Below are 24,228 nucleotides of genomic sequence, written 5' to 3'. Positions count from 1 at the left end.
CGCGAGCCGAATCTCGACGACGCGGCTCAGCCGCGCGATCCGCCCGCCCCAGCGGCGCTCCACGATCGGCTCGAGCACGAAGGACTCGGGCAGGCGGTCGAGGGGTCGATCTGGAAGCCGTTGTCGGGCCCGGCCGCGCGATAGCCCTGGCAGACGACGACCTCGTCGAACGTGTGGTGGTCGAGGTGGAACTTCACCTGCTCGGCGCGCCAGCGGGCGCGCGGGATCTGCACCGACGGCATCTCGCGCGCGACCCAGTAGAGCGAGGACTTGTTCGTGATCACCAGCCGGCGCGCGGGCGGCAGGGCGTCGATCACGCCGGTCTCCCACGCGATCTCGCGCATCAGGAGGTTGAGCTCCCAATGGCGGCTGTTCGCCCGCAGGCCGGTGGAGAAATAGGCCAGCAGCGCGCCGCCGATGCCCGCGGCGACGCCCCAGCGACGCCAGCGCTCCGGCAGGTTGCCCGCGGTCCAGGCGAGGCAGAGCGAGAGCAGCGCGCAGAACGGGAGGCTGAGCCGCGAGACGATCGGGTCGTCCAGCTCGCCCCAGTAGTAGAACATCAGGAGCAGGAGTCCGCCGACGATGGCGCCGCCGAAGGCGAGCAGGGCCGCGATCGTCGCCGGCGCGCGCGGGGCGTCGCGCCAGGCGCGGGCGAGGCGGAAGCCGCACCAGGCCAGCGCGGGCAGGCCGGCGAGCCCCAGCCACCAGGAGTTGAGGATCAGCTCGGTGAAGTTGAAGAAGAAGCCGAACGCGTGCCGGAAGTTGTTCGCCGCGTAGAGCAGCCCGAAGCGGTGTTCCTGCCCCTCGCGCAGCTCCCACAGCGACGGCGTGCCGGAGAGGAAGACGTTGTGCAGCGCGTAGGGCACGAGCAGCGCCGGCGCGAGGATGGCGGCGGGCGGCAGGATCGGCCGCGAGCGGCGGCGCCAGCCCTCGAGCACCACGAGCGCGGTGGGCGCGACGTAGAGCGCGGACTCGTAGCGCGACTGCGCCAGCAGCACGGCGGCGAGGATGAGCGCGGCCAGGCGCGGCTCGTCCGGCGCCTCGAGGTAGTGCATCGCGAGCAGGATCGTGAACAGCAGCATCGCGAGGTTGATCATCTCCATGCCCGCGCCGGTGGCGTTGTAGGCCAGCAGCGAGAACGCGCCGAGGCTCACCACCGCCACGCAGGCCGGGCCGTGGGGGACGAGTCGGCGCGCCAGCAGGTAGAGCAGCCCGAGGATGACGGGCATGAGCGCGGTGTTCAGCGCGAAGGCGTTGGCCTCGCGGTAGCCGGTCAGGTCGTGCAGGAGCGAGACGAGGAAGGCGAAGAAGATCGGGCGCTTGTCGAGGTAGGAACTGACGCCGCGGAACACGCCCTCGACCTCGTAGCCGCGCGTGACGGCGCCGACCTCGCGGATCTCATGGAGATTGCGCGCCGTGCACTGGAGCACGAACTCGTCGTAGAGCACCTTGTAGGTGTAGGGCGTGGTGAGGACGGCGATGAGTGTCAGCGCGCCGATGACGCCGGCGATCACGAACAGCTCGCGGCGCGTGAGCGCCGGGCGCTGGCGCCACCACGCGGGCAGGACCCGCGCCCAGGCCAGCAGCGCCCAGGCGAACGTCGCCGCCATCGCGTAGTAGCCGTAGTGCTGCACGAGGCGCCCGGCCTCGGCCACGCTCGGGTGGACGAAGCCGACGTAGACCGACGCGACCGCGACGGCGCCGAAGAGCAGCAGGCGCACGGGGAAGCGCCCGCCGCCGTCGAGGCGCGGCAGGCGTTCACGCCAGCCGGCGCGGGCGGGGCTTACGGCAGTTGCTTGATCCACTTTTCGAGATACTGCGCCTTCGCTTTTTCGAGTTCCTCGCCGGTGAGCGGCGGGCCGGGGGCAATCGGCACGAGGCCGGCGCGGGCGACGACCGCGCCCTGGTCGCGGATGGCGGTGATGCGGCTGATGCGGGCGAGGTGGAGCGTCGCGATGCGTTTCTCGACGACCGGCTCGAGTTCGAAGTCCGGTCCGATGTCGTCCGCGGCGTCGAGCGTGAGCGCGCCGGTGTCGGGGTTCACCGTGAAGCGCTGGAAGACATACATGGCCGAGAAGCTGTGGTTGCGCAGGTGGTAGGCGAGGCCCTCCTTGCGCTCGCGCGCCTGCTTGATCGGCGTGGCCGGCATGCGCTGGGTGATCCAGAAGGTCGAGTCCTGGTCGATGAAGAGGTAGTCGCGCTGGGGGAACTTGCGCAGGAACTCCTCGCGCCACGCCATCTCGATCCCCGGGGTGTAGTCCCATTCGTAGGCCCGCTGTGCCATCATCGGCAGCGCCTGAAAGACGAGTGCGGCCACGGCGCCCGCGAGCGCCGCCTGCCAGCCGCGTGCGGAGCGGAAGAGGCTCGCCCCCACGGTGACGATCGCGACGCCGAACAGCAGGTGCACCGGCAGGCTGAGGCGGCGGATGACCGGGTGGTCGAACTGCCCCCAGAAATAGGTCATGAGCAGTGCGGCGATGGCGAAGAGCCCGAGCGTGATGAAGGCGCCGCCGACGTCGGCGGCGTTCGCGGCCGCGTCGCGCGACGCGCGGAGCGTGCGGACCGTCAGCAGCAGCAGGAAAGGCAGCGCGGCCAGGCCGAGCGCGGCGAAGTAGACCGAGTTGGCCTGGTAGCCGTCGGTGCTGAAAAAGAAGGCGAGCGCGTGGCCGAGGTTGTCGGGCACGTAGTGGAACGCGAAGACGGTGTCGGCGCCCTTGATGCTGCCGAGCTCCCAGGTCGCGGGATTGGCGGCGAACACGCGGTTCTGCAGCACGTAGGGCAGCAGGAAGACCGGCACGGCGACGACCGGCCAGGTCAGGATCACGCGGCCGGCGCGCGCCCAGCCCCAGAGCACGAGCGCGGCGACCGGGAAGACGAACACGACCGACTCGTAGCGCGTGAGCGCGAGCAGGGCGGCCCCGAGGCAGAGCACCTCGAGCGCCGCCTCGTCCGGCGCCGCGGCGTAGCGGCGCGCCGCCAGCAGCACGGCGAGGATCATGACGAGATTGAGCAGCTCAAAGCCGCCGCCCGCCGCCTGCTGGGCCGCCAGCGGCAGCCCGGCGAAGAGCAGGACGAGCAACGCGCCCGCCCAGCGCGAACGGGCCACCTGCCAGCCCAGGACGTAGACCAGGCCGAGGAAGACGGCGCCGAGGACGGTGTTCAGCCAAAAGGCATTGGCCGGGCGGTAGCCGGTGAGGTCGTGGGCGAGCGCGACGAGGAACGGGAAAAAATAGGGCCGCTTGTCCAGCACCTTGAGGTTCAGCTGCAGCGGGCCGGTGACGTCGCTCGCCCGGGCGGGGTAACCGATCTCGCGGTCGTAGTGGATGCCCATCGACGTGCCGAGGAGCAGCTCCTCGTCGGCGAGGATCTTGAAGCCGTGGCGCTCGTGCGCGGCCCAGAGCACGCTGCAGGCGACGACCAGCGCCGCCGCGCCCCAATCCGCCCGCGCCGGCCGCCAGCCGGCCCCGCTGCGGCGCACCAGCCGCCAGACTGCGGCGCCGAAGAGGCCGAAATTTGCCAGCATCAGCCAGTAGCCCCCGCGCGACACGACCGTGAGCGCTTGCTCGGTCGTCAGCACGAAGCGTCCGACGATGACCGCCGCGATCCCCAAACCGAGCAGCAGCCAGACGAGCCTGTTGCGCAAGACGAGCTTCAGCATGGGCATAGAAAAGCCGTCCAAGAAAATTGGACGGCTTGCAACTCAGGAACCTTAAAACAGCCGTTTAGTTGCTGTAGGTCACCGTGCGCTGACCCGCGACGCCGGTGGCGGTGAGCGGGATGCCCTGGGTGAGGCCGGTCGGGTAGGTCTCGTTCGCCGCCGGGGCGACGGCCTTGATGTATTGCGTGCTGTTCGTGCCGACGAGGTCGGTCGACAGGACGGTGCTGTAGCCCTTCTCGAGGAAGTATTGGTCAGCAGCGGCCGACAGCTGGCGGAGGTTGTTCGTCACGGCCTTGTCCTGCGACGAGGCGCGCACCTTCTGGAACGCCGGGATCGCCATCGCGGCCAGCAGGCCGATGATGACGACGACGATCATGATTTCAACGAGCGTGAAGCCCTTGGTGGAGCGATTCTGAGTATTCATGGGTATTTCTGGATGATTTAAGCTGCCTCCGCGAAATTCGCAGAAGCGGGGCCATTAGGGCCGATCGGCGTCCCCAAAACAAGGGCAAATCCAGTAGATATCGTGATGGGGTGGTTAAAAAAAAGACCGCCCCGAAGGGCGGTCTGAGAGCGAAAACGAAGGGACCCGATCAGTTGCTGTAGGTCACCGTGCGCTGGCCCGCGACGCCGGTGGCGGTGAGCGGGATGCCCTGGGTGAGGCCGGTCGGGTAGGTCTCGTTCGCCGCCGGGGCGACGGCCTTGATGTATTGCGTGCTGTTCGTGCCGACGAGGTCGTCCGACAGGACGGTGCTGTAACCCTTCTCGAGGAAGTATTGGTCAGCAGCGGCCGACAGCTGGCGGAGGTTGTTCGTCACGGCCTTGTCCTGCGACGAGGCGCGCACCTTCTGGAACGCCGGGATCGCCATCGCGGCCAGCAGGCCGATGATGACGACGACGATCATGATTTCAACGAGCGTGAAGCCCTTGGTGGAGCGATTCTGGGTATTCATATGTTCAGCGGTGGTTATGATTAAACGGCTCTTGCGAGCAGGCGCGATGCAATCCCCCCGTCTCCGGGCTCACAAGGGCAAATCTGCAAAGGAACTGTAAAGTTCCCCTCGGGGAATTACAGGAGTGCCGCGACGGGAATCGCCTGGGCGTCGCGCCAGAGCAGCTCGAGGCGATACTTGTCGCGGTTCTCGGGCGTGAAGAGGTGCACCATGACGTCGAACGCGTCGACGACGGTCCAGCCGCTGCCCTTGCTGGTGTCGATGCCGAGGATCTTCGCGCCTTCGGCGTCGATCACCTTTTCCAGCTCCACGCGCAGCGCGCGCAGGTGCGGATCGGACGTGGCGGTGCCGACGATCAGGTAATCGGTGATGCTCGACAGCTCGCCGACGTGGAGCACCTGGACATCCGCGGCCTTCTTGGCGTCGAGCGCGCGCACGACCTGCGTGAGCAGGCGCGGGTAGGCGATGGCCTTCGGGGCGGCGGCCTTGGGGGCGCGCGGGGCGGCGCTCTTCTTGCGCGGAGCGGCGGGCTTCTTGGCGGCGGGCTTCTTCGATTTGCGGGGAGTCATTGCGGCTTCAGCGATAAAGTCGCTTTGCCTCGATGTAGGCGATGACTTTCTGCGGGCAAAAATAGTGCAGCGAGAGCCCGCGCTGGACGCGCGCCCGGAGCTCGCTGGAGCTGATCTCGATCAGGTGGCCGTCGCAGCGGTGCAGGATCAGCCCCGGGATCTCGGGATGCGGCTTCGCCGGGTGCTTCGGCCGCTCCAGGAAGATGAACTCGATCAGCCGGGCCAGTTCCTCGATGTGCTTCCACTTGTGGAGCAGCGGCAACTGGTCGCCGCCGATGATCCAGTAGAGCTGGTCGTTGGGGAACATCGCCTTGAAGTGCCGCACCGAGTCGATGGTGTAGCTGATGCCGCCCTTGGTCAGCTCGTAGTCGGAGATTTCCAGGCGATGATCCCACTCGGTCGCCGAGCGCAGCATCGCCAGCCGGTCCTCGGAAGTGGATTGGACGTCGTTGGGCTTCAACGGCGCCTGCGCCGCCGGCACCAGGATCAGCCGGTCGAGGTGGAATTGCTCCAACACGTCCTGGGCGGCGATCAGGTGGCCGAAATGCACGGGGTCGAAAGAGCCGCCGAGGAAACCGATTTTCATGCGCGGAACGACACGTGTGTCCGCGGGCCCGGCGCGGCGCAAGGCCTTTCCCGGCGCGGCGGAGTGCCCGGGGTGGGGCTCGAACCCACACTTCCTTGCGGAAAGGGGATTTTAAGTCCCCTGCGTCTACCATTCCGCCACCCGGGCGCGTCGGTTTCCTAAATGCGGGAGCGCTCCCGCGACGCGAGCCAGAACACGCGCCGTTCCCCGCGGCCGCTTGCGCGCCCCGGCTCCGTCGCTAGCGTGCGGTGGAGCCAGCCGCATCATGCGCCCCACCCGACCGGTCCGCTTCCTCGCCTGCCTCGTCGCCCTGTCGCTGGCGACGGCGCGAGGGAGCATGCGCGAGACGCTCAGCGTCGCGAAACTCCTCGACGGGACCGTCGACACCTGCGTCGTCCGGCTCGACCTGCCCGCGCCCCAGTCCGCGCACGAGGTCTACGGCATCGCCCTGAACTTCGACGGCGTGCTCTGGCTCTACGTGCCCGGCCTCGGCACGCGCTGCCTCGGCGCCGCTGCGCCCGGGAAAGACTGGCCCGCACTCCTGCAACCGCGGCTCCAGTCGCGCGCCGCCGACGGTCCGGATCTCAAGCTCTACCCCAACCGGGTCCTGATCGACCGCAGCGAGGTGAGCCAGACGCTCACCAACGGCTGCTTTGCGGGCTGCCTCTACCAGCTCTCGCTCCTGCTCGCCGAAAGCGACGAGCCGATCACGTCCGCCGGCGTGCTCTTCTTTTCCGGACCGACCCCGGCCGGGCCCGCGCCGGTCGTGTTCGACCACATCGGGCACGCGCTGCTGGTCTTCCGCACCGGCGGGCAGTGGCGTCTCTACGACCCGGCGGGCTCCGGCGAAACGCTCGTCCTGCCGGCCGCCAGCTTCAGCATCGGCCAGGGCGTGGATCCGCGGCTGCTGGACTATGCGCGCGCCCACGGCCACCCGACGCAGTCTGTGCGCTTCTTCCCGTTCTCCGCCCGCTCGCTGCGCGAGCTGGCCTTCCGCGCCAGCAAGCTCCCGCGCTGAGCGCGCCTCAGAACACGATCTGCAGGCGCGTGAGCAGGCGCCCGCCGTCGTTGGTCGCGCCGGGCACGTGGCCGTCGAGGTAGTCGACCATCAGGCGCAGGTCGTCGCCCTTGATCAGGTAATTGAGGCCGAAAAGCGTGGTGTGATACGTGTTGCCGCCGACGTCGGTGTTCGGATCGAACGCGTCGTAGCGGATCACGCCCTGCAGCTTCGCCGGCACGAGGAAGAACGCCGCCGTCGCCTGCCAGCCCTGGGCGTGGAGCTTCGCGCGCGGCGCGGCGTTCGCCGGCTCGAAGGTGCCGCGCAGGAGCTCGGCGCCGAGGTCGAGCCGCTGCCAGGTCCACTGGGCGTCGATGCCGCTCATGGCGCGCTTGCCGGTGAAGGCGTTGCCCGTGAAGCCGAAATCGCTCTTCGCCACCGCCACGTCCTCGGTCCACAGCCCGTTGGCGCCGAGCGTGAGCTTGCCGGCGGCCTTGTGCAGCGCGGGCGACCAGGTCACGCGGGCGGCCCGCTGGAACTTCGAGTTGTCGTTGGCGCTGACGTTCGTGCCGTTGCCGTTGCCGGCGGTGACGTAGTAACCGAGCTGCTTGTCGAGCAGCGTGCCGGCGACGCCGAGGGCGAGCTGGCGGCCGTCGGTCAGGCGGTCGTTCGAGAGCGTGCGCTCGATCGCCGGCGTCTTCGTGTCGGCCACGAGCGCCTCGGCGCCGAAGGCCGGCTTGAGCTGGCCGAAGCGCACGTTCGCCGCCTCGTAGCGGTGCCAGTTGACGAACACCTCGTTGGCGCGCGCCAGGTTGCCCGTCGACGCGCCGAGCGTGTTGCCCTGGAGGTCGAGCTCGGCCTTGAAATCGAAATCCTCCGCGAACGCGCCCGCGACGAAGATGCGCGCGCGCCGGAAATAGAAACGGTCGCGCACCGCCGCGCCGCCGCTCGCGAAACGCGAGTCCGACGCGCGGCCGAACTCCGCCTGCGCCTGCAGGAACCCGCCCACGCTCAGGCTCGTCTCCTTGCCGGCCGGCTTCACCAGCACGGGCGCCGGCGCGTCCTTCTTCAGGCCGAGCTTGTCGCGCAGCTCGGCGTTCTCGCGCGAGAGCGTCTGGACCTTTTGCTCCAGGGCGTTGAGGCGCTCCTCGAGCGAGGCGGGCGCGGATTGAGCCCGCAGCGCGAGGGCGCGGCGAGCAGCAGGAAGGTGGCAGCGGAGCGGAGCAGCATGGCGGAAGGCGGCCGAGCATCGCACACCGGTGGGTCGACACGAGCCGCTCCCCTGCCCTACGGCACCGCCGCGGGATTCTGAAACCCCGCGCGAAGTAAAAATCGCCCGCCGACCGGCCCCGTTAGCGCGGCGGAACCGCCCATAACGCTCGCAACTAACCCCTTCCCCACGCGCCCGCGGCCCTCGACAGCCTCGAAACCAGTGTCATACGTTCCCGCCACTCCCCACCACCGCCCCCGTGCGCGCCTCCACCGCCATGCCCACGCCCGGTCAAAAGCCCCGCCCGTCCCGCCCCCACACCGGCGGTCGCCCCGATTTCTCATGACTCCCGGACAACGCTTTCGCGCCGCCCTCGCCGCCGAATCGCCGCTGCAGATCGCCGGCGCGATCAACGCCTACGCCGCCCTCCTCGCCGAGCGCGCCGGCTTCCGCGCGCTCTACCTGTCCGGCGCCGGCGTCGCCAACCACTCCTACGGCTGGCCCGACATCGGCCAGACCGCCCTCGCCGACGTCCTGATCGACGCCCGCCGCATCGCCCGCCGCGTCGCGCTGCCGCTCCTGGTCGACATCGACACCGGCTGGGACGACCCGGCGCAAGCCGTCCGCGAGCTGGCGCTGGCCGGCGTCGCCGCCGTGCACATCGAGGACCAGGTCCCCGCCAAGGTCTGCGGCCATCTGCCCGGCAAGCACCTCGTCCCCCCGGCGAGATGGTCGAGCGCGTCCGCGCCGCCGTCGCCGGCAAACCCGACCCGGCCTTCGTCGTCATGGCCCGCACCGACGCCGCGGCGAACGAGGGCGTCGCCGGCGCCATCGCCCGCGCCCAGGCCTACGTCGACGCCGGCGCCGACATGATCTTCGCCGAGGCCCTGCCCACGCTGGACGACTACCGCGCCTTCACCGCCGCGGTCAAAGTCCCCGTCCTCGCCAACCTCACCGAGTTCGGCAAGACCCCGCTCTTCAGCCTCGACCAGCTCCGCGCCGCCGGCATCGCGCTGGCGCTCTACCCGCTCGGCGCCTCGCGCGCCGCCGCCGCCGCCGCGCTGGATTTCTACGCCACCCTCCGCCGCGACGGCACGCAGCAGGCCGTCGTGCCGAAGATGCAGACCCGCGCCGACCTCTACACCACCCTCGGCTACACGCCGCCGAAGGAAACCAAACCGTGATTTGAACCGCGGAGGCACAGAGAGCACAGAGCCCGTTTTCTTCCCGCTGTGACCTCCGTGCCTCCGCGGTTCTCCAAACCCCCCGCCCTTCCCACGATGAGCACCGACACCCCCGCCTCCGCTCAACCGCCCGCGCCCAAGGCCAAGAAATCCGTCGCGCTCTCCGGCGTCGCCGCCGGCAACACCGCGATCTGCACCGTCGGCCACTCCGGCAACGACCTGCATTACCGCGGCTACGACATCGCCGACCTGGCGCGCCACGCGACCTACGAGGAGGTCGCGCACCTCCTCATCCACGAGCGCCTGCCCAACCGCGCCGAACTCGCCGCCTACCGGAAACACCTCGCCGCGCGGCGCGGACTCTCCGCGCCGCTCCGCGCCATCCTCGAGCAGCTGCCCGCGCGCTCGCACCCGATGGGCGTCCTGCGCACCGCCTGCTCGGCCATGGGCGCGATGGACACCGAGCCTTCCGCCCCCGACGGCAGCGGCCCGAAGGACCCCGTGCTCGCCCGCCAGATCGCCGACCAGCTCATCGCCAGCTTCCCGTCGATGCTGCTCTACTGGCATCACTTCGCCACGACGGGCCGCCGCATCGAGGTCGAGACCGCCGACGAGTCCATCGCGGCGCACTTCCTCCGCCTCCTCCACCAGCGCGACCCCCACCCTCGCACGTCCGCGCGCTCGACCGCTCGCTCATCCTCTACGCCGAGCACGAGTTCAACGCTTCGACCTTCACCGCGCGCGTCATCGCCGGCACCGGCTCCGGCCTCTACAGCTGCATCACCGGCGCCATCGGCGCCCTGCGCGGCCCCAAGCACGGCGGCGCCAACGAGGTCGCCTTCGAGATCCAGCAGCGCTACCGGACGCCCGACGAGGCCGAGGCCGACATCCGCGCCCGCATGGCGCGCAAGGAAATCGTCATCGGCTTCGGCCACCCCGTCTACACCGTCAGCGACCCGCGCAACGCCATCATCAAGGAGATCGCGCGCGAGCTCTGCACCGAACGCGGCGACCTCAACGTCTTCCACATCGCCGAGCGGATCGAAACGCTGCTCTGGAACGAAAAGAAGATGTTCCCCAACCTCGATTGGTATAGCGCCGTCGCCTACCACGAGATGGGCGTGCCCACCGCGATGTTCACGCCGCTCTTCGTCATCGCCCGCACCGCCGGCTGGGCCGCGCACGTCATCGAACAACGCGCCGACGGCAAGATCATCCGTCCCTCCGCCAACTACACCGGCCCCGCCGACCGCCCGCTCCCGCCGCTCGATCAACGCTGATTTTTTAACGCCAAGCCGCAAAGACGCAAAGATCCTCCCGCGGCCAACTTCGCGCCTCTGCCCCTTCGCGTTTAAGTATTTTTCTCCGTGTCCTCCCACATCTCCAACGTCCGCCCCGCCCCCGACCAACTCCTCGTCGACCTCGCCGACTACGCGCTGAACGCGAAGATCGCGAGCGACGAGGCCTACGACACCGCGCGCTGGTGCCTCGCCGACACGCTCGCCTGCGGCATCATGGCCCTCGCGTATCCCGCGTGCACCAAGCTCCTCGGGCCCGTCGTCCCCGGCACCACGATCAAAAACGGCGCGCGCGTCCCCGGCACGTCCTACGAACTCGATCCCGTGCAGGGCGCCTTCAACATCGGCGCCATCGTCCGCTGGCTCGACTTCAACGACACCTGGCTCGCCGCCGAGTGGGGCCACCCCTCCGACAACCTCGGCGCCATCCTCGCCACCGCCGACTGGCTCAGCCGCAACCAAGCCGCCGGCACACCCGTCGCCGCCTTCAACTCTCAACTCTCAACCCTCAACTCTCAACTCACGGTGAGGCACGTCCTCACCGCGATGATCAAGGCGCACGAAATCCAAGGCGTGCTCGCGTTGGAAAATTCCTTCAACCGCGTCGGCCTCGATCACGTCCTCCTCGTCCGCCTGGCCTCCACCGCCGTCACCGCCGCGATGCTCGGCGGCACGCGCGAGCAGGTCATCAACGCCATCTCGCACGCCTGGCTCGACGGCTCCGCCCTCCGCACCTACCGCCACGCCCCCAACACCGGCTCGCGCAAATCCTGGGCCGCCGGCGACGCCACCAGCCGCGCCGTCCGCCTCGCGCTCATCGCGCTGACGGGCGAGATGGGCTACCCCTCCGTCCTCACCGCCAAGACCTGGGGCTTCCAGGACGTCTCCTTCAAGGGCAATGCCGTCAAACTCGCGCGCCCACTCGGCAGCTACGTGATGGAGCACGTGCTCTTCAAGATCTCCTTCCCCGCCGAATTCCACGCGCAGACCGCCGTCGAGTGCGCGATGCAGCTCCATCCCGCGGTGAAGCACCGCCTCGACCAGATCGAGCGCGTCGAGATGACCACCCACGAGTCGGCCATCCGCATCATCGACAAGACCGGCCCGCTCCACAATCCGGCCGACCGCGACCACTGCCTCCAGTATATGGCCGCCATCGGCCTCATCTTCGGCGAGCTCACCGCCGACCACTACGAGGACAAGATCGCCGCCGACCCGCGCATCGACGCCCTCCGCGCCAAGATGGTCGTCACCGAGGACAAATCGTATTCGAAGGATTACCTCGACCCGGAAAAACGCTCCATCGCCAACGCGATCCAGGTCGTCTTCAAGGACGGCACGAAGACCGACCGCATCGAGGTCCACTACCCCATCGGCCACCGCCGCCGCCGCGCCGAAGGCATCCCGGTGCTCCAGCAAAAAGCCCGCGCCGCCTTCGCCGCCCACTACGGCGCCGACCGCGCCGCGCAGCTCATGTCGCTCTTCACCGACCGCACGAAACTCGAGTCAATGCCCGTCCACGACTTCGTGAGCGCGTTCGTGAAGTAATACTCACGTAGGCATCTATATGGTTGGCCTAGTCATCGCGACCAGGTTCTTACGGTCACCTTGCGTCCGCGAAACCGTGTCGGGCCTTTGAATCAAACACTTGCGCGATTGCTCGACCGCACTGGGTCATTGCTTCCCGCGAGAGGGTCATTGCTTCACTCGCCGAGCTCATTGTTTTACACGCCAACGCGATTGTTTGAGCGGCCAACCTCATTGCTTGAGGCGCCGAGGCGATTGTTTGACCGCCGTGCGTCATTGTTTCCCACGCCAACCCGATTGTTTTACACGCCAAGGCGATTGTTTACACGGACGCCCCGATTGCTTGAACCGCCGTGCTCATTGTTTGAGCCGCCAACTCAATTGTTTCGTTTCCCAACTCAATTGTTTGGTCGGACGAGCCCATTGTTTTGTGCCCCGCGCGCGTTGCTTCGCCGTCCGAGGCCGTTGCTCGGCGCGCCGCTTCGTTGCGGGAAGCAGCGACCGCAGGCCTGACCGGCTGACCACGGGGCTTCGTTCACCGGACCAGCGGCTGCATCGTGCGATCGTGTTGCGCGGCAGGGGCGCGAGGCACCGACCGCGCGGTCTGCTCCCCGAACCAAACCGAAGGAAGCATGAGCTGACTTTTGACAGACGTTCGTCGCACGACCCGCTCGACGCTGTTTTCGACCACGGATCGCACGGATCACGCTATCCGGCTCGTCCGTGCAATCCGGGATCGTCGTTCAATGATCGCTCGCGGCGCATGGAGATACTGGTGTCCTGGCCTTCGAGTTTGGCGCGCTCCACCACGCGCCAAACCGGCATGACTTGAATCCCATTGACGCCGCGAGCGCGCGGATCAACCGCGAACCTGCTTCATGCGTTCGACGTCGCGCAGCGTGAGGCCATGGCCGCCGATGCCCCAATGGCCTTCGCGGACTTCCTCGATCTTGACCCAGGTGACGCTGCGGAAGGGTTCTCCCTCGATGGACACCATCGCGTCGGTGAGCTTGGCGATGATTTCCTGTTTCTGCTCCGGCGTGAACACTTTCTCGATAACGTGGACGGTAACGAGCGGCATGGTTGGATTGGTCTTTCTTGGTTGAGGTTGTTGTCGCCCGGCGAACCGCGCCGGACAGCCCGTCCACTCTAGCCGGCGGCGACGCCCGCCGCCACGACACAGAATGTTGCGGGCTACTCCCGATTCTGTAGCGTCGCCGGCCCGAGATGAGCGCCCGCTACTACCAGTTCTGTCCCATCGCCAAGGCCTCCGAGATCCTGGGCGAGCGCTGGACCATCCTCATCATTCGCGAACTGCTGCTGGGCGCGACCCGCTTCGCGGAACTGCAGCGCGGCTTGTCGGCCATCTCGCCCACCCTGCTGACCCGGCGCCTGGGCCAGCTGCAGGATTGCGGATTGGTCGTGCGCCGCGCCGTCCCCGGCACCGGTCGGGCGGAGTATAGCCTCACGCCGGCCGGGCGGGAGCTGCATCCGGTCGTGGTCGGCCTCGGTCGCTGGGGCATGAAATGGGCCCGCGGCCAGATGAGCGATGATGAGCTCGACGTGCAGCACTTGATGGCCGACCTCGCCCGCCGCATCGACGAGACGCAGCTGCCGGGCGGCGACACGGTGATCCAATTCAGTTTTCAGCGGCTGCCCAAGTTCGCCCACTGGTGGGTCCTGCTCGCCGCGGACGGCACGCGCGAACTCTGCGCCAACAATCCCGGGCGCAACGCCCACCTGCAGCTGCGCACGGACCTGCGCACCATGGTGGAGATCTGGGCGGGCGACATACGCATCGCCGACGCCGTGAAATCGGGTCGGGTGCAGGTCAGCGGCGAGCCGCTGCTCGCCCGCACCCTGGCCGCCTGGCTGCGTCCCGGCGCGCTGTCGGACGTGCGCCCCTGTTCCGGCGTCTCCCCGCGGAGCCGCCCCCGCGCCCAGCGATCGAGCGCATCGGCGCGACCGGGCCGCAAGCAACGGCGCCGCCGGTCCTAGCTCATCTCCTTCGCGATCAGCTTCTGCAACTCGAAGCGGTGGCAGTGCACCGCATCCTCCGCGCAGTGGCAGAGCAGCGTGACGTCCTGCTTCGCCGCCAGCTTCGCGATCAGGCGCAGGGTGAATTTCTGGCCGTGGTTCTTGATCGTGGCGTTGGCCGCGTCGGTCGCCGCCGGCGCGAAGAGCTCGTCGCGGTAGCGGCGCGTGAACTCGCGCCAGGTGATCTCCTCCGCGAGCACGCTTTTCAGCAGCGCCTCGCTCGGCCCGAGGCTGGCCATCCACACGTCGTAGCGGTCGGCCGGCAGGCCGCGGCCGCGGAAGCGCGCCACGAGCAGGCGCAGCCCGTCGCCGGCCGCGATCGGCGCATGCACGGATTTGGTCTTCAGCATGGCGGCCTCAGGCCTTGCCCGCGGCGCGCGCGGCGCGATACGCCTCGTAGTCCGGCACGCGCCGCTCGTAGCTGGCGTGCATGAGCGGCGACGAGATGAGGAAATCCGCCGTCGCGCGATCGCAAGCCGTCGGCACGTTCCAGACCGACGCCATGCGCAGCAGCGCCTTCACGTCGGGATCGTGCGGCTGCGCCTCGAGCGGGTCCCAGAAGAAGATCAGGAAGTCGATCTTGCCCTCGACGATCATGGCGCCGACCTGCTGGTCGCCGCCGAGCGGGCCGCTGTAGAGCTTGTGGATCGGCAGCCCGATCACCGGCTCGAGCAGGGCGCCGGTGGTGCCCGTCGCCCACAGCTCGTGCTGGCCGAGCGTGCCGCGGTTGAACTTCGCCCACTCGAGCAGGTTCATCTTCTGCGCGTCGTGCGCGACGAGGGCGACCCGCTTGCGGGCGGGCATCGTGATCGTCTTGTAGACCATGCCGCCACCATCGCGGGCCGGCCGCGCGGCGGCAAGCCGGCGCTCCGGCCGGGAAAATTCGCCGCTTGACGTTTTTGGAACGATCGTTCTTTTAAGCGCCATGCCCCGCGCCAAGGAATTCGACGAAGCGGAAGTGCTCGACCAGGCACTGGAGCTTTTCCGCGCGCGCGGTTTCAAGCACACGTCGTTCGCCGACCTGGTCGAGGAGCTCGGCGTCAGCCGCCAGAGCCTTTACGACACCTACGGCGACAAGGCCTCGCTCTACCACCAGGCGCTGAAGCGCTACCTCGCGCGCGGCGTCGACTCGATGCGCCGCAAGCTCGAGGGCGAGGAGCCGCTGCGCCCGGCCTTGGCGGAGCTCTTCGACGCCATGATCGACGGCCAGTGCACCAAGGGCTCGCCCGGCTGCCTCATGGTCAACTCCATGGTCGAGCTCTCGCCGCACGACCCCGACACCCGCGCCCTCGCCCAGGAGCACGCCCGCACCATCGAGGGGATCCTCGCCTCCCGCCTCAGCGCCGCCCAGCGCCGGGGCGAGCTGGCCAAGACCAAGGACCCGGTCGCGCTCGCCACCTTCCTCTACCACACGCTGCTCGGCCTCGCCGTGGCCTCCCGCGCCCTCGGCGACCGCGAGAGCATGCGCCAGACCGTCCGCCTGGCCCTGCAGGCCCTCGACTGATTTCCTTCTGCTCTTTCTGGAACGTTTGTTCCGCTTCCACGCCTTCACATGAAAAACAAAACCCTCCTCATCACCGGCGGCACGACTGGCATCGGTCTCGCCACCGCCCAACTCCTCGCCGCCGACGGCGCGCGGGTCATCGTCACGGGCCGCAATCCCGAGACGCTCGCGGCCGCCCGGGCCCAGCTGCCCGCCTCCGCCCTCGTCCTGAAATCCGACTCCGGCCAACTCGCCGACGCGCAGGCGCTCGGCAGCGTGCTGCAGCAGCACGGCGTCACGCGCCTCGACGGCGCCTTCCTCAACGCCGGCATCGGCAAGTTCGGCCCGATCGACGCCGCGACGCCGCAGGACTTCGAGGACCAGTTCGCCATCAACGTCCGCGGGCCGTATTTCCAGATCCAGTCGCTGCTCCCGCTGCTCGCGAACCCGAGTGCGATCGTGATCAACGCCTCGGTCGTCGCCGGCGTGAACTTCGAGCACGCCAGCATCTACTCGGCCACGAAGGCCGCGGTCGTCTCCCTCGGCCGCTCGCTCGGCGCCGAGCTCGCGCCGCGCGGCATCCGCGTCAACACCCTCAGCCCCGGCCCGATCGAGACGCCGATCTTCGGCAAGCTCGGGCTGCCCGCCGAGGCGGCGAAGAACCTGATCGACTCGCTCGGCCAGGGCACGCTCTTGAAGCGCGCCGGCCAGCCCGCGGAGATCGCCCGGCTCGCCCGCTTCCTTCTCTCCGAGGACTCCAGCTTCATCGTCGGCGAGGACATCGTCGCCGACGGCGGCGTCCGCCACGTCTGATCACCCGCAACTCCTCCCCGCCATGCTCGCCGGAGTCATCGTCCTCGCCGCCCTCACCGTCCTCGTCGCGCTCGAGTCCTCGCTCGGCACCGAGTGACGCCCCGCGCCTTGCCGCGACCGTGGCCCTCGCTACGGTCGCGGCATGTCCCGCGTTCCCCCATCCCTCTCCTCCCCCGACGCTCTCGTCCCGGTCCGCGCGCTGGACTTCGTGATGTATAACACGAAGGACATGCACGGCACCCGCGCCTTCTACCAAAAGCTCTTCGGCTTCCAGCCCGGCGAGGAATGGGAGGATTTCTGGAGCGAGTTCGCCACCGCGCCGCTCACGCTCTGCCTCAACGACGGCACCTCGCGGCAGGGCGACCCGAAATGGGACTGGCACGGCGCCGCGTGCGTCGCCCTCGCGGTCGACGACGTGCCGTCCGCCATCGCCCAGTGCCGCGAGCACGGCGTGACGATTCTCATCGAGCCCGTCGAGACGCGCGTCTGCTGGATGGCGTGGATCGCCGACCCGGCCGGCAACCGCCTCTGCCTGCACTCGCGCAAGAACGGCACCGCAGGCTGAACCGGGCGCCGGTTTCTCGCTGGTCCGTTGACCGGCGCGCCGGCGCCGGATCGTGCGGCGCGCGATCTCAAACGCTCCGCGCCACGCGCACCATCGCCGCGACGCTGGCGTCGACATCGGCGTCCGTCGTCGCCCACGAGGAGACGCTGATGCGCATCGCCGTGCGGCCCTGCCAGACGGTGATGCCCGCCCAGCAGGTGCCCTCGCGCTGGATACCGTCGATCACGCGCCTGGTCTTCTCCGCGTCGCCGAACGCGACGAGCACCTGGTTCAACCCGACCTCGTTGAGGATCTCGAAACCGGCCGCGCGCAGCTGCGTCGCGAAGCGCCGCGCCTGCGCGCAATTCCGCTCGAGCAGCGCCGCCACGCCCGCACGGCCGAGCGAGCGCAGCGCGGCCCACACCTCCACCCCGCGCGCGCGCCGCGAGAGCTCGGGCGTGAAGTCGCTCGGGTTGCGGAACTCCGTCTGCGTCGGCAGGTATTCCGCCGTGATGGCCATCGCGGCCGGGAGCGCGTGCGGATCGCGCACGAAGGCGAGGCCCGAGTCGTAGGGCACGTTGAGCCACTTGTGCGCGTCGGTCGCCCAGGAATCGGCGTCGCCCATCCCGCGCGCCAGCGGAGCGAGCTGCGGCGAGGCCGGCGCCCAGAGGCCGAACGCGCCGTCGACGTGCACCCACGCTCCCGCAGCCCGCGCCGCCGCGCAGATCTCGCCGATGGGGTCGAAGGCGCCCGTGTTCACGTTGCCCGCCTGGACGATGACGATGGTTGGACCGGAAATCTTCGGCAGCGCGTCGGCGCGCATGCGCCCCTGGCCGTCGACCGGCACCTTCACCAGCCGCGCGCGACCGAGGCCGAGCACGCCGAGGGACTTGGTGACGGACGGATGCACTTCGGCCCCGCAAATCACGGTGATCTCCGGCGCGCCGAAAAGGCCCTTCGCCTCGACGTTCCAGCCCACCCGCTCGAGCACCGCGTGGCGCGCGGCGGCGAGCGCGCAGAGATTGGCCACGGTGGCGCCGGTGACGAATGCGCCCGCCGCCTCCCGCGGCAACTGGAGCAGGTCGACCAGCCAGCGCAGCGCCACCTGCTCGAGGTGCGCCACGCCCGGCGTGGCGCGATACATGGCGGCATTCTGGTCCCACGCTCCCGCCAGCCAGTTGGCGGCGAGCGAGACCGGCAACGAACCGCCGATGACGAAGCCGAAGAACCGCGGGCCCGCCATGCCCATCGTCGCGGGCGAGACGATCTCGTCGAGCAACCTCAGGGTCTCCCGCTCGTCGGTCGGCGCGGCGGGCAGCGGCTCCTCGAGGCGCTGTAACGCGGCGACGGCGGCGTCGCCCGGCGCGACGGCGCGCGTCTGGATTTCGTCGAGGTAGCGGGCGGCGCGGTTCGCGGCGTCGTGGAGCAGCGGGTTCATGCCCCCAGCCTAGCCGCGGGGCCGCCGGGCGGTCAACCGGCCGGCCGCCCCGGCACGGCACAGTGGCGCGCGATTGTGCCCGGTCAGGCGACGGCCGCCTTGAGCTGCTCGAACTTCACCTGGGCGCGCTCGCAGGCGATCCGGAAATCGCGCTCGGCGACGCCGGCCTTGGTGAAATTCTCGCTCGTCAGCTGCCAGTAACCCTCCTCGCCGGGCAGGCCGCCGAAGCGGTCGGACGCGGCGGTGGCGGCAAGCTTGAGCAGGTGAATGATCGGGTTGTGCTTCCCGGCCGGATGATAGTGGTGGCGGATGGCCGACACGGTCTCGTGCGGCAGGCGCCAGTGCAGGAGGATCTTCTCGGCGGCCTCGACGTTGGTCAGGCTCCAGTGCTTCTGCTCCCACACGTCGAGCGCGGTCTCGCCGCTCTCCCGGAACGGCGGGATCGCCGCGCCGGCCGGCGCCAGGCGTTCGAGCGCCATCATGCCGATGGTGCGCAGCAGGCCGACCGTGTAACAGCTCCGCGGACGCTCGCCGGCCGGCTTCGCCAGCTCCTCCATCAGCACGGCCACGAACAGCGTGTTCTGGCGCAGGTGGGCGGCATCGAACGGATACAGGCGCAGCCTCTGCTCGGCCAGCTGGGCGTTGGCGACCACGCCGACGAGCCGGTGGACTTCGACGAAGCCGACGAAGGCGATCGCGCGCTCGAGCGAGCCGATCGGCTCGCTGGGCGCATACGCCGCACTGTTGGCCATGCGGATGATCTGGGCGACGAGCGGCGGATCGCGCCGCAGCAGTCCCACCACGTCCGTTGCGTCGGCCCCGGGATCGTTCATCAACTGGCCCAGCTCCACGAGCAGCCGCGGCGCCGTCGGCAGCCGGGCCGCCACGGCTTGCAGGTCTTTCTCGGAAATGGGGGCGCTGATCATCCGAGGACGAGCATCGGATTTTCTCCGATGCGCTTAAGGGGAAACTCCCAGAAACGCGGCTCAGCAGCCGGCCGCGACCGCCCTATTAGCGCGTCGTGGCCAGCGCCGGCGTGGCGGGAGTGCGGAACCGGACGACGTAGTAAGTCGACGGCCGCTCGCCCACGTGGCGCCAGCCGAACTTCTGGCCCGACGCCACGAAGAAGAGATCGCCCGGGCCCACGCGGAGGGTTTGTCCGCCCGCCGTCGCCTCCATCTCGCCCTCCTTTATGATGAAAAACTGCTCGTCGGGGTGCTGGCCGCCGTGCGCAGGCGCGCCGGGCCGCAGGGTGGTGACGTGCAGGTCGAACTGCGGCAGCGTGCGGGTGGACGCGCTCACGAAGTCGCGGCGCTCGGAGTTCGCGGAAGCCTTCACCGGCACCGTCGCCCATTCCCAGACGGTCGAAGCCATCGCCGGACGCTCGCCGGGCGGGATCTTCGCGCCGGCCGCGGTGTAGAAGTTCTGCACCAGATAGGTCGCGGGCTGGCTGCCGGGGTTGAAGACGCCGTGGTGGTCGTTGGACACGACGAAGAAGGCCGAGCCCGGACCGATGCGCGTCTTGGCGCCCTCGATCGTCACGTCGAGCTGGCCGTCGAGCAGGATCATCATCTCCTCGCGCTCGTGCCGGTGCGGGTCGTGCGGCGCCTTGCCGGGCTGGAGGATGGTGCGGTGCAGCTCGAACTGCGAGAGCGTGGCCGTGGGCTGGTCGCAGTAGGCGGCGCGCAGGCTCGTGGGCTTGGTCTCGTCCTTCACCTCCGCCGCGTGCACGACGAAGGAGCCGCCCGGCAGGGGTGGACCGGGAAAACGGGCGCGGCGGCGGGCAAGCGGCCGGCGGCGAGCGCGAGGGCGCCGACAAACAGGGGCGTGAGGCAGGATTTCATTTCCAGGCGGAGAAGGTCGCGCGCACGCTCGCCGCAAGGTGCTGCGGGGCCTCGCGCAGCGCGGTGGCGAGGGCGGTGCCAGGCGGCGTGATCGCGTGCGTCGAAAATCCCGCCGGCGCCGCCGCGACGCGGCCGGCAAAGACGTGGACCGGCTTGCCGAGCGCGGCCGCGCGGCGCGCGATTTCGCCGGGGGCCTTGCCGGCCAGCGAGCTGGCGTCGAAACTCCCCTCGCCCGTGATCACGACGTCGGCCGCGGCGAGTCGCGCGTCGAGGCCGAGCCAGGCCGAGACGAGCTCGAAGCCCGGGCGCAGCCGCGCGTCCGCCGCGCAGTGCAGGCCGAAGGCCAGGCCGCCCGCCGCGCCGCACCCGGGCGTCTCGCACAGCAGCGGGTGCTTGCCCGCCAGCGTGCAGAGCATGGCCGCCACGCGGCCGGTCATGTATTCGAGCCGGGTGAAATCCTCCTCGTGCAGGCCTTTCTGCGGCGCGAAGACGCTCGCCGCGCCGAAGGTGCCCATGAGCGGGTTCGTCACATCGGTGGCGATGAAGAGCGGCGGCAGCGGCGCGGCGATCCGGCCGCCGACGCGCGCCAGGGCCGCCCAGGTCTCCGGCACGGGGTCGGCGATGACGGAGCCGTCGGCCGCGTGGGCGGTCAGACCGAGCGCCACCAGGGCGCCGAGGCCGGCGTCGTGTGTCGCGCTGCCGCCGACGCCGAGGGCGATCGCGGCCGCGCCCTCCGCGCGGCGGCGAGGATGAGTTCGCCTGTGCCGCGCGTGGTCGTCCGCCACGGGTTGCGCCGGGCGGGCGGAACGAGGGCGAGGCCGGAGGCCTGCGCCATTTCCACGACGGCGACCCGCGGCGCGGCTCCGCCGGCGGATTCGCGCGCGGCGAGTTCGAGCTGCGCCTGTGCGGCGAGCGGGAGCCGGGCGGCGGGGACGAGACCGTAGTGCGCCTCGACCGGCTCGCCCAGCGGGCCGGTGACGGTCGCGCGCCGCAGCTCCCCGCCGGCGGCACGGGTCAGCAGGGCGGCGAAGCCGTCGCCGCCATCGGCCAGCGGACAGAGATCGACCTGCCAGCCGGGCTGCGCGGAACGGAGCGCGGCCGCGGCGATGTCGCACGCCTCGGCGGCGCCGAGCGCATCCTTGAATTTGTCGAAGGCGACGAGGACGCGCATGGGCGGGAGCGGGAGGGCGCGGCGGCCGGCGGTGGCGTCAGCCCTTCACCGCGAACGGCGCGTGGGTCTCGCGCTTGAGCTCGCGCGTCATCAGCGCGTAGAGCGCGTCGGCCGGTTTCTTGTTCTCGTAGAGGATCGAGTGCACCTGGGCCATGATCGGCGCCGTGATGCCGCGCTCGAGGCAGAGGCCGTGGAAGGCGTCGGTCGAGCGGTGGCCCTCGACCACCGTCTTGCGGCCGGCCATGAGCTCGTCGACGGTCTTGCCCTCGCCGATGCGCTGGCCGAACTCGCGGTTGCGGCTCCACGCGCCGTGACAGGTGGCGACGAGGTCGCCGAAGCCGGACAGGCCGTAGAACGTCTCCTTCTTGGCGCCGAGAGCCTCGCCGACGCGGACCATCTCGGTGAGCGCGCGGGTGAGCAGGGCGGCCTTGGCGTTGTCGCCGAGCTTCTGGCCGTCGCAGAGGCCGGCCGCGATGGCGTAGATGTTCTTGAGGCAGGCGCCGTATTCGGCGCCGGCGAGGTCGTCGCTGGTGTAGAGCCGCAGCGACGGGCTGCTCATGGCCGCCTGGACGCGATCGACGAACGGCCCGGGCGTCTTCGCCGCCAGGACCATCGCCGCGGGCAGGCCGCGCGCGACCTCGGCGGCGTTGGTCGGGCCGGTGAGCGTGGCGACGTTCACGCCGGGCAGGACCTGCGCCATCACCTCGCTCGGGCGGAGATGCGTGCCGATCTCGAGGCCCTTGACGAGGCTGATGAACAACTGGAGCCGGCGCGCAGCGGCGAGCACGCCCTGGATCTGCTCGCACCACGCGCGCAAGGCGTGCGACGGGCTCGCGATCAGCGCGACGTCGGCCTCGAGCAGGGCGGCGCGGAGATCCGAGGTGACGGCGAGATTCTCCGGGAGCTTGATGCCGGGCAGGTAGTCGCGGTTCTCGCGCGCCAGCTGCATCGCCAGCGCGTGCTCGGGCCGGCGCGTGACGAGCGCGACGGTCTGGCCGCAACGCGCCAGATGCGCGGCCACGGCGGTGCCCCAGGCACCGGCGCCGACAACGGCGAAACGAACTGACGGCTCTTCAGCCACGCAAGGGGTAGTTCAGCTTTTCAGAAAACCGGGAATTCGCTCCCCGGCGAACATGTTTTCGTAGGCTTCCCGCGCGTTCACCAGTTCGAAACGGCTGCCGGACACGAGCACCTCCGCCGGCATCGGGCGGGTGTTGTAGCGGCTGGCCATGGTGTAGCCGTAGGCGCCGGCGCTCATGAAGGCGACGAGTTCGCCCTCGCGCACTTCCTGCAGCGTGCGGCCCTTGGCGAAACAGTCGCCGCTCTCGCACACGGGTCCGACGATGTCGGCGGTGAGCGCCGGGCGGGCGGAGTCGCGCGCGACCGGCACGATCTCGTGGTAGGCCTCATACATCGCCGGGCGGACGAGGTCGTTCATCGCCGCGTCGAGGATGAGGAAGTTTTCCCCTGGCCGTGCTTCACGTATTCGACGCGGGAGACGAGCACGCCGGCGTTGCCGACGAGGAAGCGGCCGGGCTCGAGCAGGATTTTCAGCCCGAGCGGCGCGAGCAGCGGCTTCAGCGCCGCGCCGTAGGCCTCGGGCGTGAGGGGCGCTCGCCCTCGGGCTTGGCGGCCCACCAGGCGGCGTCGCCGCTCGCGAGCGCGTCCGGGTAAACGATGCCGATGCCGCCGCCGACGGAGAAATAGCGGATGCCGTAGAGCTTCTTCAGCTCCTCGACGAAGGGCAGGACCTTCTGCACCGCCTCGACGAACGGACCGATCTGGGTGAGCTGCGAGCCGATGTGCATCTGCACGCCCTTCAGCTCGACGTGCGGATACTTCGCGGCGGCGGCGTAGGCGGCGGCGGCGAATTTCAGCGGGATGCCGAACTTGTTCTCGCTCTTGCCGGTGGTGATCTTGGCGTGGGTGTGGGCGTCGACGTCGGGATTGATGCGGATGGCGACCGGCGCCTGGCGACCGAGCTGGCCGGCGATGCGATCGAGGCGGGCGAGCTCCGGCTCGCTCTCGACGTGGAAGCCGTAGACGCCGGTCTCGAGCGCGAGGCGGATCTCCGCCTCGGACTTGCCCACGCCCGCAAAGACGCTTTCGCCCGGGGCGCCCCCGGCGGCGATCACGCGGCGCAGCTCGCCCCCGCTCACGAGATCGAAGGCCGCGCCGAGGTTGGCGAAGTGCCGCAGCACGGCGAGGGTCGAGTTCGCCTTCATCGCGTAGCAGATCTTCAGGTCCAGGCCCGCGAGGCTGGCGGCGAGGCGGCGGTAGTTGTCCGCGATGGTTTGCGCGCTGTAGACGTAGGTCGGGGTGCCGTGGAGGCCGGCGATGGTGGCGAGGTCGACGCCCTCGGCGTGGAGCTGGTTCCCGACGTAGCGGAAGTGGTGCATGGCGACGGTTGGAGGGCCGAAATTGCGCCTTTCGCCCGGAAAAACCACCCAATTCTTCCCCGGCCCGCCGAACGTTCCGGCATAGGCCGGCGCGGTCGCGATCTCCGCCCGCGCCGTCGGACCAGTGCCAAATCTACTGGCCACCGTAAACCCTGCGTCAAAAACCCGGACTTTTTCGGGAAAGCACTTGAACGCGCCGGGAAGTTGCCGAATCAATGCGGGCGTGAGCCATCTCCTGCGCCGCCTGCTGCAACGCCTGCCGTCCCGCACCCCGCGGCGGCTGGACCAGCGGCTGCGGACGACCAGCTCGCGCCGCGCGCAGTTCGTGAGCTTCCTCGAATCGAGCGGCTACCGCACCCACAACGTCGACACCTACGAGCGCTCGCTCCAGCGCCGGCGCTTCGCCAAGGCCGCCTTCATGTGGGCGACGGCGTTCGCCATCGCGTGGGTCGTCATCGAGAGCGCGCGGGCGGTCTCGATTTTCTGAGCGCCGCGCGCGCGGGCGCGCAAAGTAGGT

24 protein-coding genes, 1 tRNA gene and 3 pseudogenes are annotated in these 24,228 nt (G+C 69.7%); 9 read left to right on the top strand and 19 right to left on the bottom strand.

The window, feature by feature from the left end:
- Positions 1 to 26: 26 nt before the first annotated feature.
- The 7 genes from ACMYLB_RS04350 to ACMYLB_RS04320 form a co-directional block, all read right to left on the bottom strand.
- Positions 27 to 1,805 carry a glycosyltransferase family 39 protein gene (locus ACMYLB_RS04350; RefSeq protein ID WP_415909745.1) on the bottom strand — a complete coding sequence of 593 codons (1,779 nt, stop codon included), beginning with the start codon at positions 1,803 to 1,805 and terminating at the stop codon, positions 27 to 29.
- Positions 1,784 to 3,658 carry a hypothetical protein gene (locus tag ACMYLB_RS04345; protein ID WP_415909744.1) on the bottom strand — a complete coding sequence of 625 codons (1,875 nt, stop codon included), beginning with the start codon at positions 3,656 to 3,658 and terminating at the stop codon, positions 1,784 to 1,786. The genes ACMYLB_RS04350 and ACMYLB_RS04345 overlap by 22 nt, the downstream gene beginning before the upstream one ends.
- A 64-nt stretch (positions 3,659 to 3,722) precedes the next feature.
- A complete protein-coding gene (locus ACMYLB_RS04340) occupies positions 3,723 to 4,082 on the bottom strand; it encodes a type II secretion system protein (protein WP_415909743.1) in 360 nt (119 codons plus the stop codon).
- Between the two features lie 169 nt (positions 4,083 to 4,251).
- Positions 4,252 to 4,611 (bottom strand): type II secretion system protein, encoded by a 360-nt coding sequence (locus tag ACMYLB_RS04335; RefSeq protein ID WP_415909742.1) that lies wholly within the window; start codon positions 4,609 to 4,611, stop codon positions 4,252 to 4,254.
- A 116-nt stretch (positions 4,612 to 4,727) separates the two neighbouring features.
- The gene (gene rsfS / locus ACMYLB_RS04330) at positions 4,728 to 5,180 is read right to left on the bottom strand and encodes a ribosome silencing factor (RefSeq protein WP_415909741.1); all 453 of its coding nucleotides are present in this window, start codon (positions 5,178 to 5,180) and stop codon (positions 4,728 to 4,730) included.
- Between the two features lie 7 nt (positions 5,181 to 5,187).
- On the bottom strand, positions 5,188 to 5,766 hold the full coding sequence (nadD, locus tag ACMYLB_RS04325) for a nicotinate (nicotinamide) nucleotide adenylyltransferase (protein WP_415909740.1): 579 nt from the start codon (positions 5,764 to 5,766) through the stop codon (positions 5,188 to 5,190).
- A 64-nt stretch (positions 5,767 to 5,830) separates the two neighbouring features.
- Positions 5,831 to 5,913: transfer RNA gene (locus ACMYLB_RS04320), tRNA-Leu, on the bottom strand.
- A gap of 118 nt (positions 5,914 to 6,031) precedes the next feature.
- On the opposite strand from ACMYLB_RS04320, the gene ACMYLB_RS04315 reads away from it, so the two are divergent.
- Positions 6,032 to 6,784: a hypothetical protein gene (locus ACMYLB_RS04315; protein ID WP_415909739.1), complete on the top strand. Its 753-nt coding sequence runs from the start codon at positions 6,032 to 6,034 to the stop codon at positions 6,782 to 6,784.
- A 7-nt stretch (positions 6,785 to 6,791) separates the two neighbouring features.
- Here ACMYLB_RS04315 and ACMYLB_RS04310 read toward each other — a convergent pair whose 3' ends face one another.
- Positions 6,792 to 8,018 carry a porin gene (locus ACMYLB_RS04310; RefSeq protein ID WP_415909738.1) on the bottom strand — a complete coding sequence of 409 codons (1,227 nt, stop codon included), beginning with the start codon at positions 8,016 to 8,018 and terminating at the stop codon, positions 6,792 to 6,794.
- A 297-nt stretch (positions 8,019 to 8,315) separates the two neighbouring features.
- Here ACMYLB_RS04310 and prpB point away from each other — a divergent pair.
- From prpB to ACMYLB_RS04295, 3 genes and pseudogenes are all read left to right on the top strand, one after another.
- Positions 8,316 to 9,157, top strand: a pseudogene (gene prpB / locus ACMYLB_RS04305) (methylisocitrate lyase).
- A 96-nt stretch (positions 9,158 to 9,253) separates the two neighbouring features.
- Positions 9,254 to 10,437: pseudogene (prpC, locus tag ACMYLB_RS04300) on the top strand (2-methylcitrate synthase).
- 87 nt (positions 10,438 to 10,524) lie between these two features.
- Positions 10,525 to 12,003, top strand: a complete 1,479-nt coding sequence (locus tag ACMYLB_RS04295; protein WP_415909737.1) for a bifunctional 2-methylcitrate dehydratase/aconitate hydratase — start codon at positions 10,525 to 10,527, stop codon at positions 12,001 to 12,003.
- An 838-nt stretch (positions 12,004 to 12,841) separates the two neighbouring features.
- On the opposite strand, the gene ACMYLB_RS04290 is transcribed toward ACMYLB_RS04295, so the two are convergent.
- Positions 12,842 to 13,063: a tautomerase family protein gene (locus ACMYLB_RS04290; RefSeq protein ID WP_415909736.1), complete on the bottom strand. Its 222-nt coding sequence runs from the start codon at positions 13,061 to 13,063 to the stop codon at positions 12,842 to 12,844.
- Between the two features lie 146 nt (positions 13,064 to 13,209).
- Between ACMYLB_RS04290 and ACMYLB_RS04285 the strand changes: the two genes are divergently transcribed.
- Entirely contained in the window at positions 13,210 to 13,980 is a 771-nt protein-coding gene (locus tag ACMYLB_RS04285; RefSeq protein WP_415909735.1) for a winged helix-turn-helix transcriptional regulator, read from the top strand.
- Here ACMYLB_RS04285 and ACMYLB_RS04280 read toward each other — a convergent pair.
- Both ACMYLB_RS04280 and ACMYLB_RS04275 read right to left on the bottom strand, forming a co-directional pair.
- Entirely contained in the window at positions 13,977 to 14,369 is a 393-nt protein-coding gene (locus ACMYLB_RS04280) for a DUF488 domain-containing protein (RefSeq protein ID WP_415909734.1), read from the bottom strand. The two genes, ACMYLB_RS04285 and ACMYLB_RS04280, sit on opposite strands and share 4 nt — an antisense overlap.
- Positions 14,370 to 14,376: 7 nt before the next feature.
- Positions 14,377 to 14,844, bottom strand: a complete 468-nt coding sequence (locus ACMYLB_RS04275; protein ID WP_415909733.1) for a methylglyoxal synthase — start codon at positions 14,842 to 14,844, stop codon at positions 14,377 to 14,379.
- A 100-nt stretch (positions 14,845 to 14,944) separates the two neighbouring features.
- On the opposite strand from ACMYLB_RS04275, the gene ACMYLB_RS04270 reads away from it, so the two are divergent.
- The 3 genes from ACMYLB_RS04270 (at position 14,945) to ACMYLB_RS04260 (ending at position 16,880) form a co-directional block, all read left to right on the top strand.
- Positions 14,945 to 15,523, top strand: a complete 579-nt coding sequence (locus tag ACMYLB_RS04270) for a TetR/AcrR family transcriptional regulator (protein ID WP_415909732.1) — start codon at positions 14,945 to 14,947, stop codon at positions 15,521 to 15,523.
- A gap of 48 nt (positions 15,524 to 15,571) precedes the next feature.
- A complete protein-coding gene (locus ACMYLB_RS04265) occupies positions 15,572 to 16,315 on the top strand; it encodes an SDR family oxidoreductase (protein ID WP_415909731.1) in 744 nt (247 codons plus the stop codon).
- Positions 16,316 to 16,457: 142 nt separating this feature from the next.
- Positions 16,458 to 16,880 carry a VOC family protein gene (locus ACMYLB_RS04260; RefSeq protein WP_415909730.1) on the top strand — a complete coding sequence of 141 codons (423 nt, stop codon included), beginning with the start codon at positions 16,458 to 16,460 and terminating at the stop codon, positions 16,878 to 16,880.
- A 67-nt stretch (positions 16,881 to 16,947) separates the two neighbouring features.
- Here ACMYLB_RS04260 and ACMYLB_RS04255 read toward each other — a convergent pair whose 3' ends face one another.
- The 8 genes and pseudogenes from ACMYLB_RS04255 to ACMYLB_RS04220 all read right to left on the bottom strand — a co-directional run bounded on the left by ACMYLB_RS04255 (position 16,948) and on the right by ACMYLB_RS04220 (position 23,711).
- Positions 16,948 to 18,297: a pyridoxal phosphate-dependent decarboxylase family protein gene (locus ACMYLB_RS04255; RefSeq protein ID WP_415909729.1), complete on the bottom strand. Its 1,350-nt coding sequence runs from the start codon at positions 18,295 to 18,297 to the stop codon at positions 16,948 to 16,950.
- An 83-nt stretch (positions 18,298 to 18,380) separates the two neighbouring features.
- A complete protein-coding gene (locus tag ACMYLB_RS04250) occupies positions 18,381 to 19,223 on the bottom strand; it encodes an HDOD domain-containing protein (RefSeq protein ID WP_415909728.1) in 843 nt (280 codons plus the stop codon).
- A gap of 85 nt (positions 19,224 to 19,308) precedes the next feature.
- Positions 19,309 to 20,028, bottom strand: a complete 720-nt coding sequence (locus ACMYLB_RS04245; RefSeq protein WP_415909727.1) for a cupin domain-containing protein — start codon at positions 20,026 to 20,028, stop codon at positions 19,309 to 19,311.
- 109 nt (positions 20,029 to 20,137) lie between these two features.
- Positions 20,138 to 21,312: pseudogene (locus tag ACMYLB_RS04240) on the bottom strand (glycerate kinase).
- Positions 21,313 to 21,349: 37 nt separating this feature from the next.
- The gene (locus ACMYLB_RS04235; RefSeq protein WP_415909726.1) at positions 21,350 to 22,393 is read right to left on the bottom strand and encodes an NAD(P)H-dependent glycerol-3-phosphate dehydrogenase; all 1,044 of its coding nucleotides are present in this window, start codon (positions 22,391 to 22,393) and stop codon (positions 21,350 to 21,352) included.
- Between the two features lie 12 nt (positions 22,394 to 22,405).
- Positions 22,406 to 22,750, bottom strand: a complete 345-nt coding sequence (locus tag ACMYLB_RS04230) for a diaminopimelate decarboxylase family protein (RefSeq protein WP_415909725.1) — start codon at positions 22,748 to 22,750, stop codon at positions 22,406 to 22,408.
- Positions 22,747 to 22,950 (bottom strand): hypothetical protein, encoded by a 204-nt coding sequence (locus ACMYLB_RS04225; RefSeq protein WP_415909724.1) that lies wholly within the window; start codon positions 22,948 to 22,950, stop codon positions 22,747 to 22,749. The genes ACMYLB_RS04230 and ACMYLB_RS04225 overlap by 4 nt, the downstream gene beginning before the upstream one ends.
- Entirely contained in the window at positions 22,890 to 23,711 is an 822-nt protein-coding gene (locus tag ACMYLB_RS04220) for a diaminopimelate decarboxylase family protein (RefSeq protein WP_415909723.1), read from the bottom strand. The genes ACMYLB_RS04225 and ACMYLB_RS04220 overlap by 61 nt, the downstream gene beginning before the upstream one ends.
- Positions 23,712 to 23,934: 223 nt before the next feature.
- On the opposite strand from ACMYLB_RS04220, the gene ACMYLB_RS04215 reads away from it, so the two are divergent.
- On the top strand, positions 23,935 to 24,198 hold the full coding sequence (locus ACMYLB_RS04215) for a hypothetical protein (RefSeq protein WP_415909722.1): 264 nt from the start codon (positions 23,935 to 23,937) through the stop codon (positions 24,196 to 24,198).
- Positions 24,199 to 24,228 lie beyond the last annotated feature (30 nt).

The sequence above is a fragment of the Oleiharenicola sp. Vm1 genome (assembly GCF_047777955.1).
Lineage (GTDB): Bacteria > Verrucomicrobiota > Verrucomicrobiia > Opitutales > Opitutaceae > Didemnitutus.
Note: the sequence above shows the minus strand (reverse complement) of the source record. Positions and strands in the feature narration are given on the sequence as shown.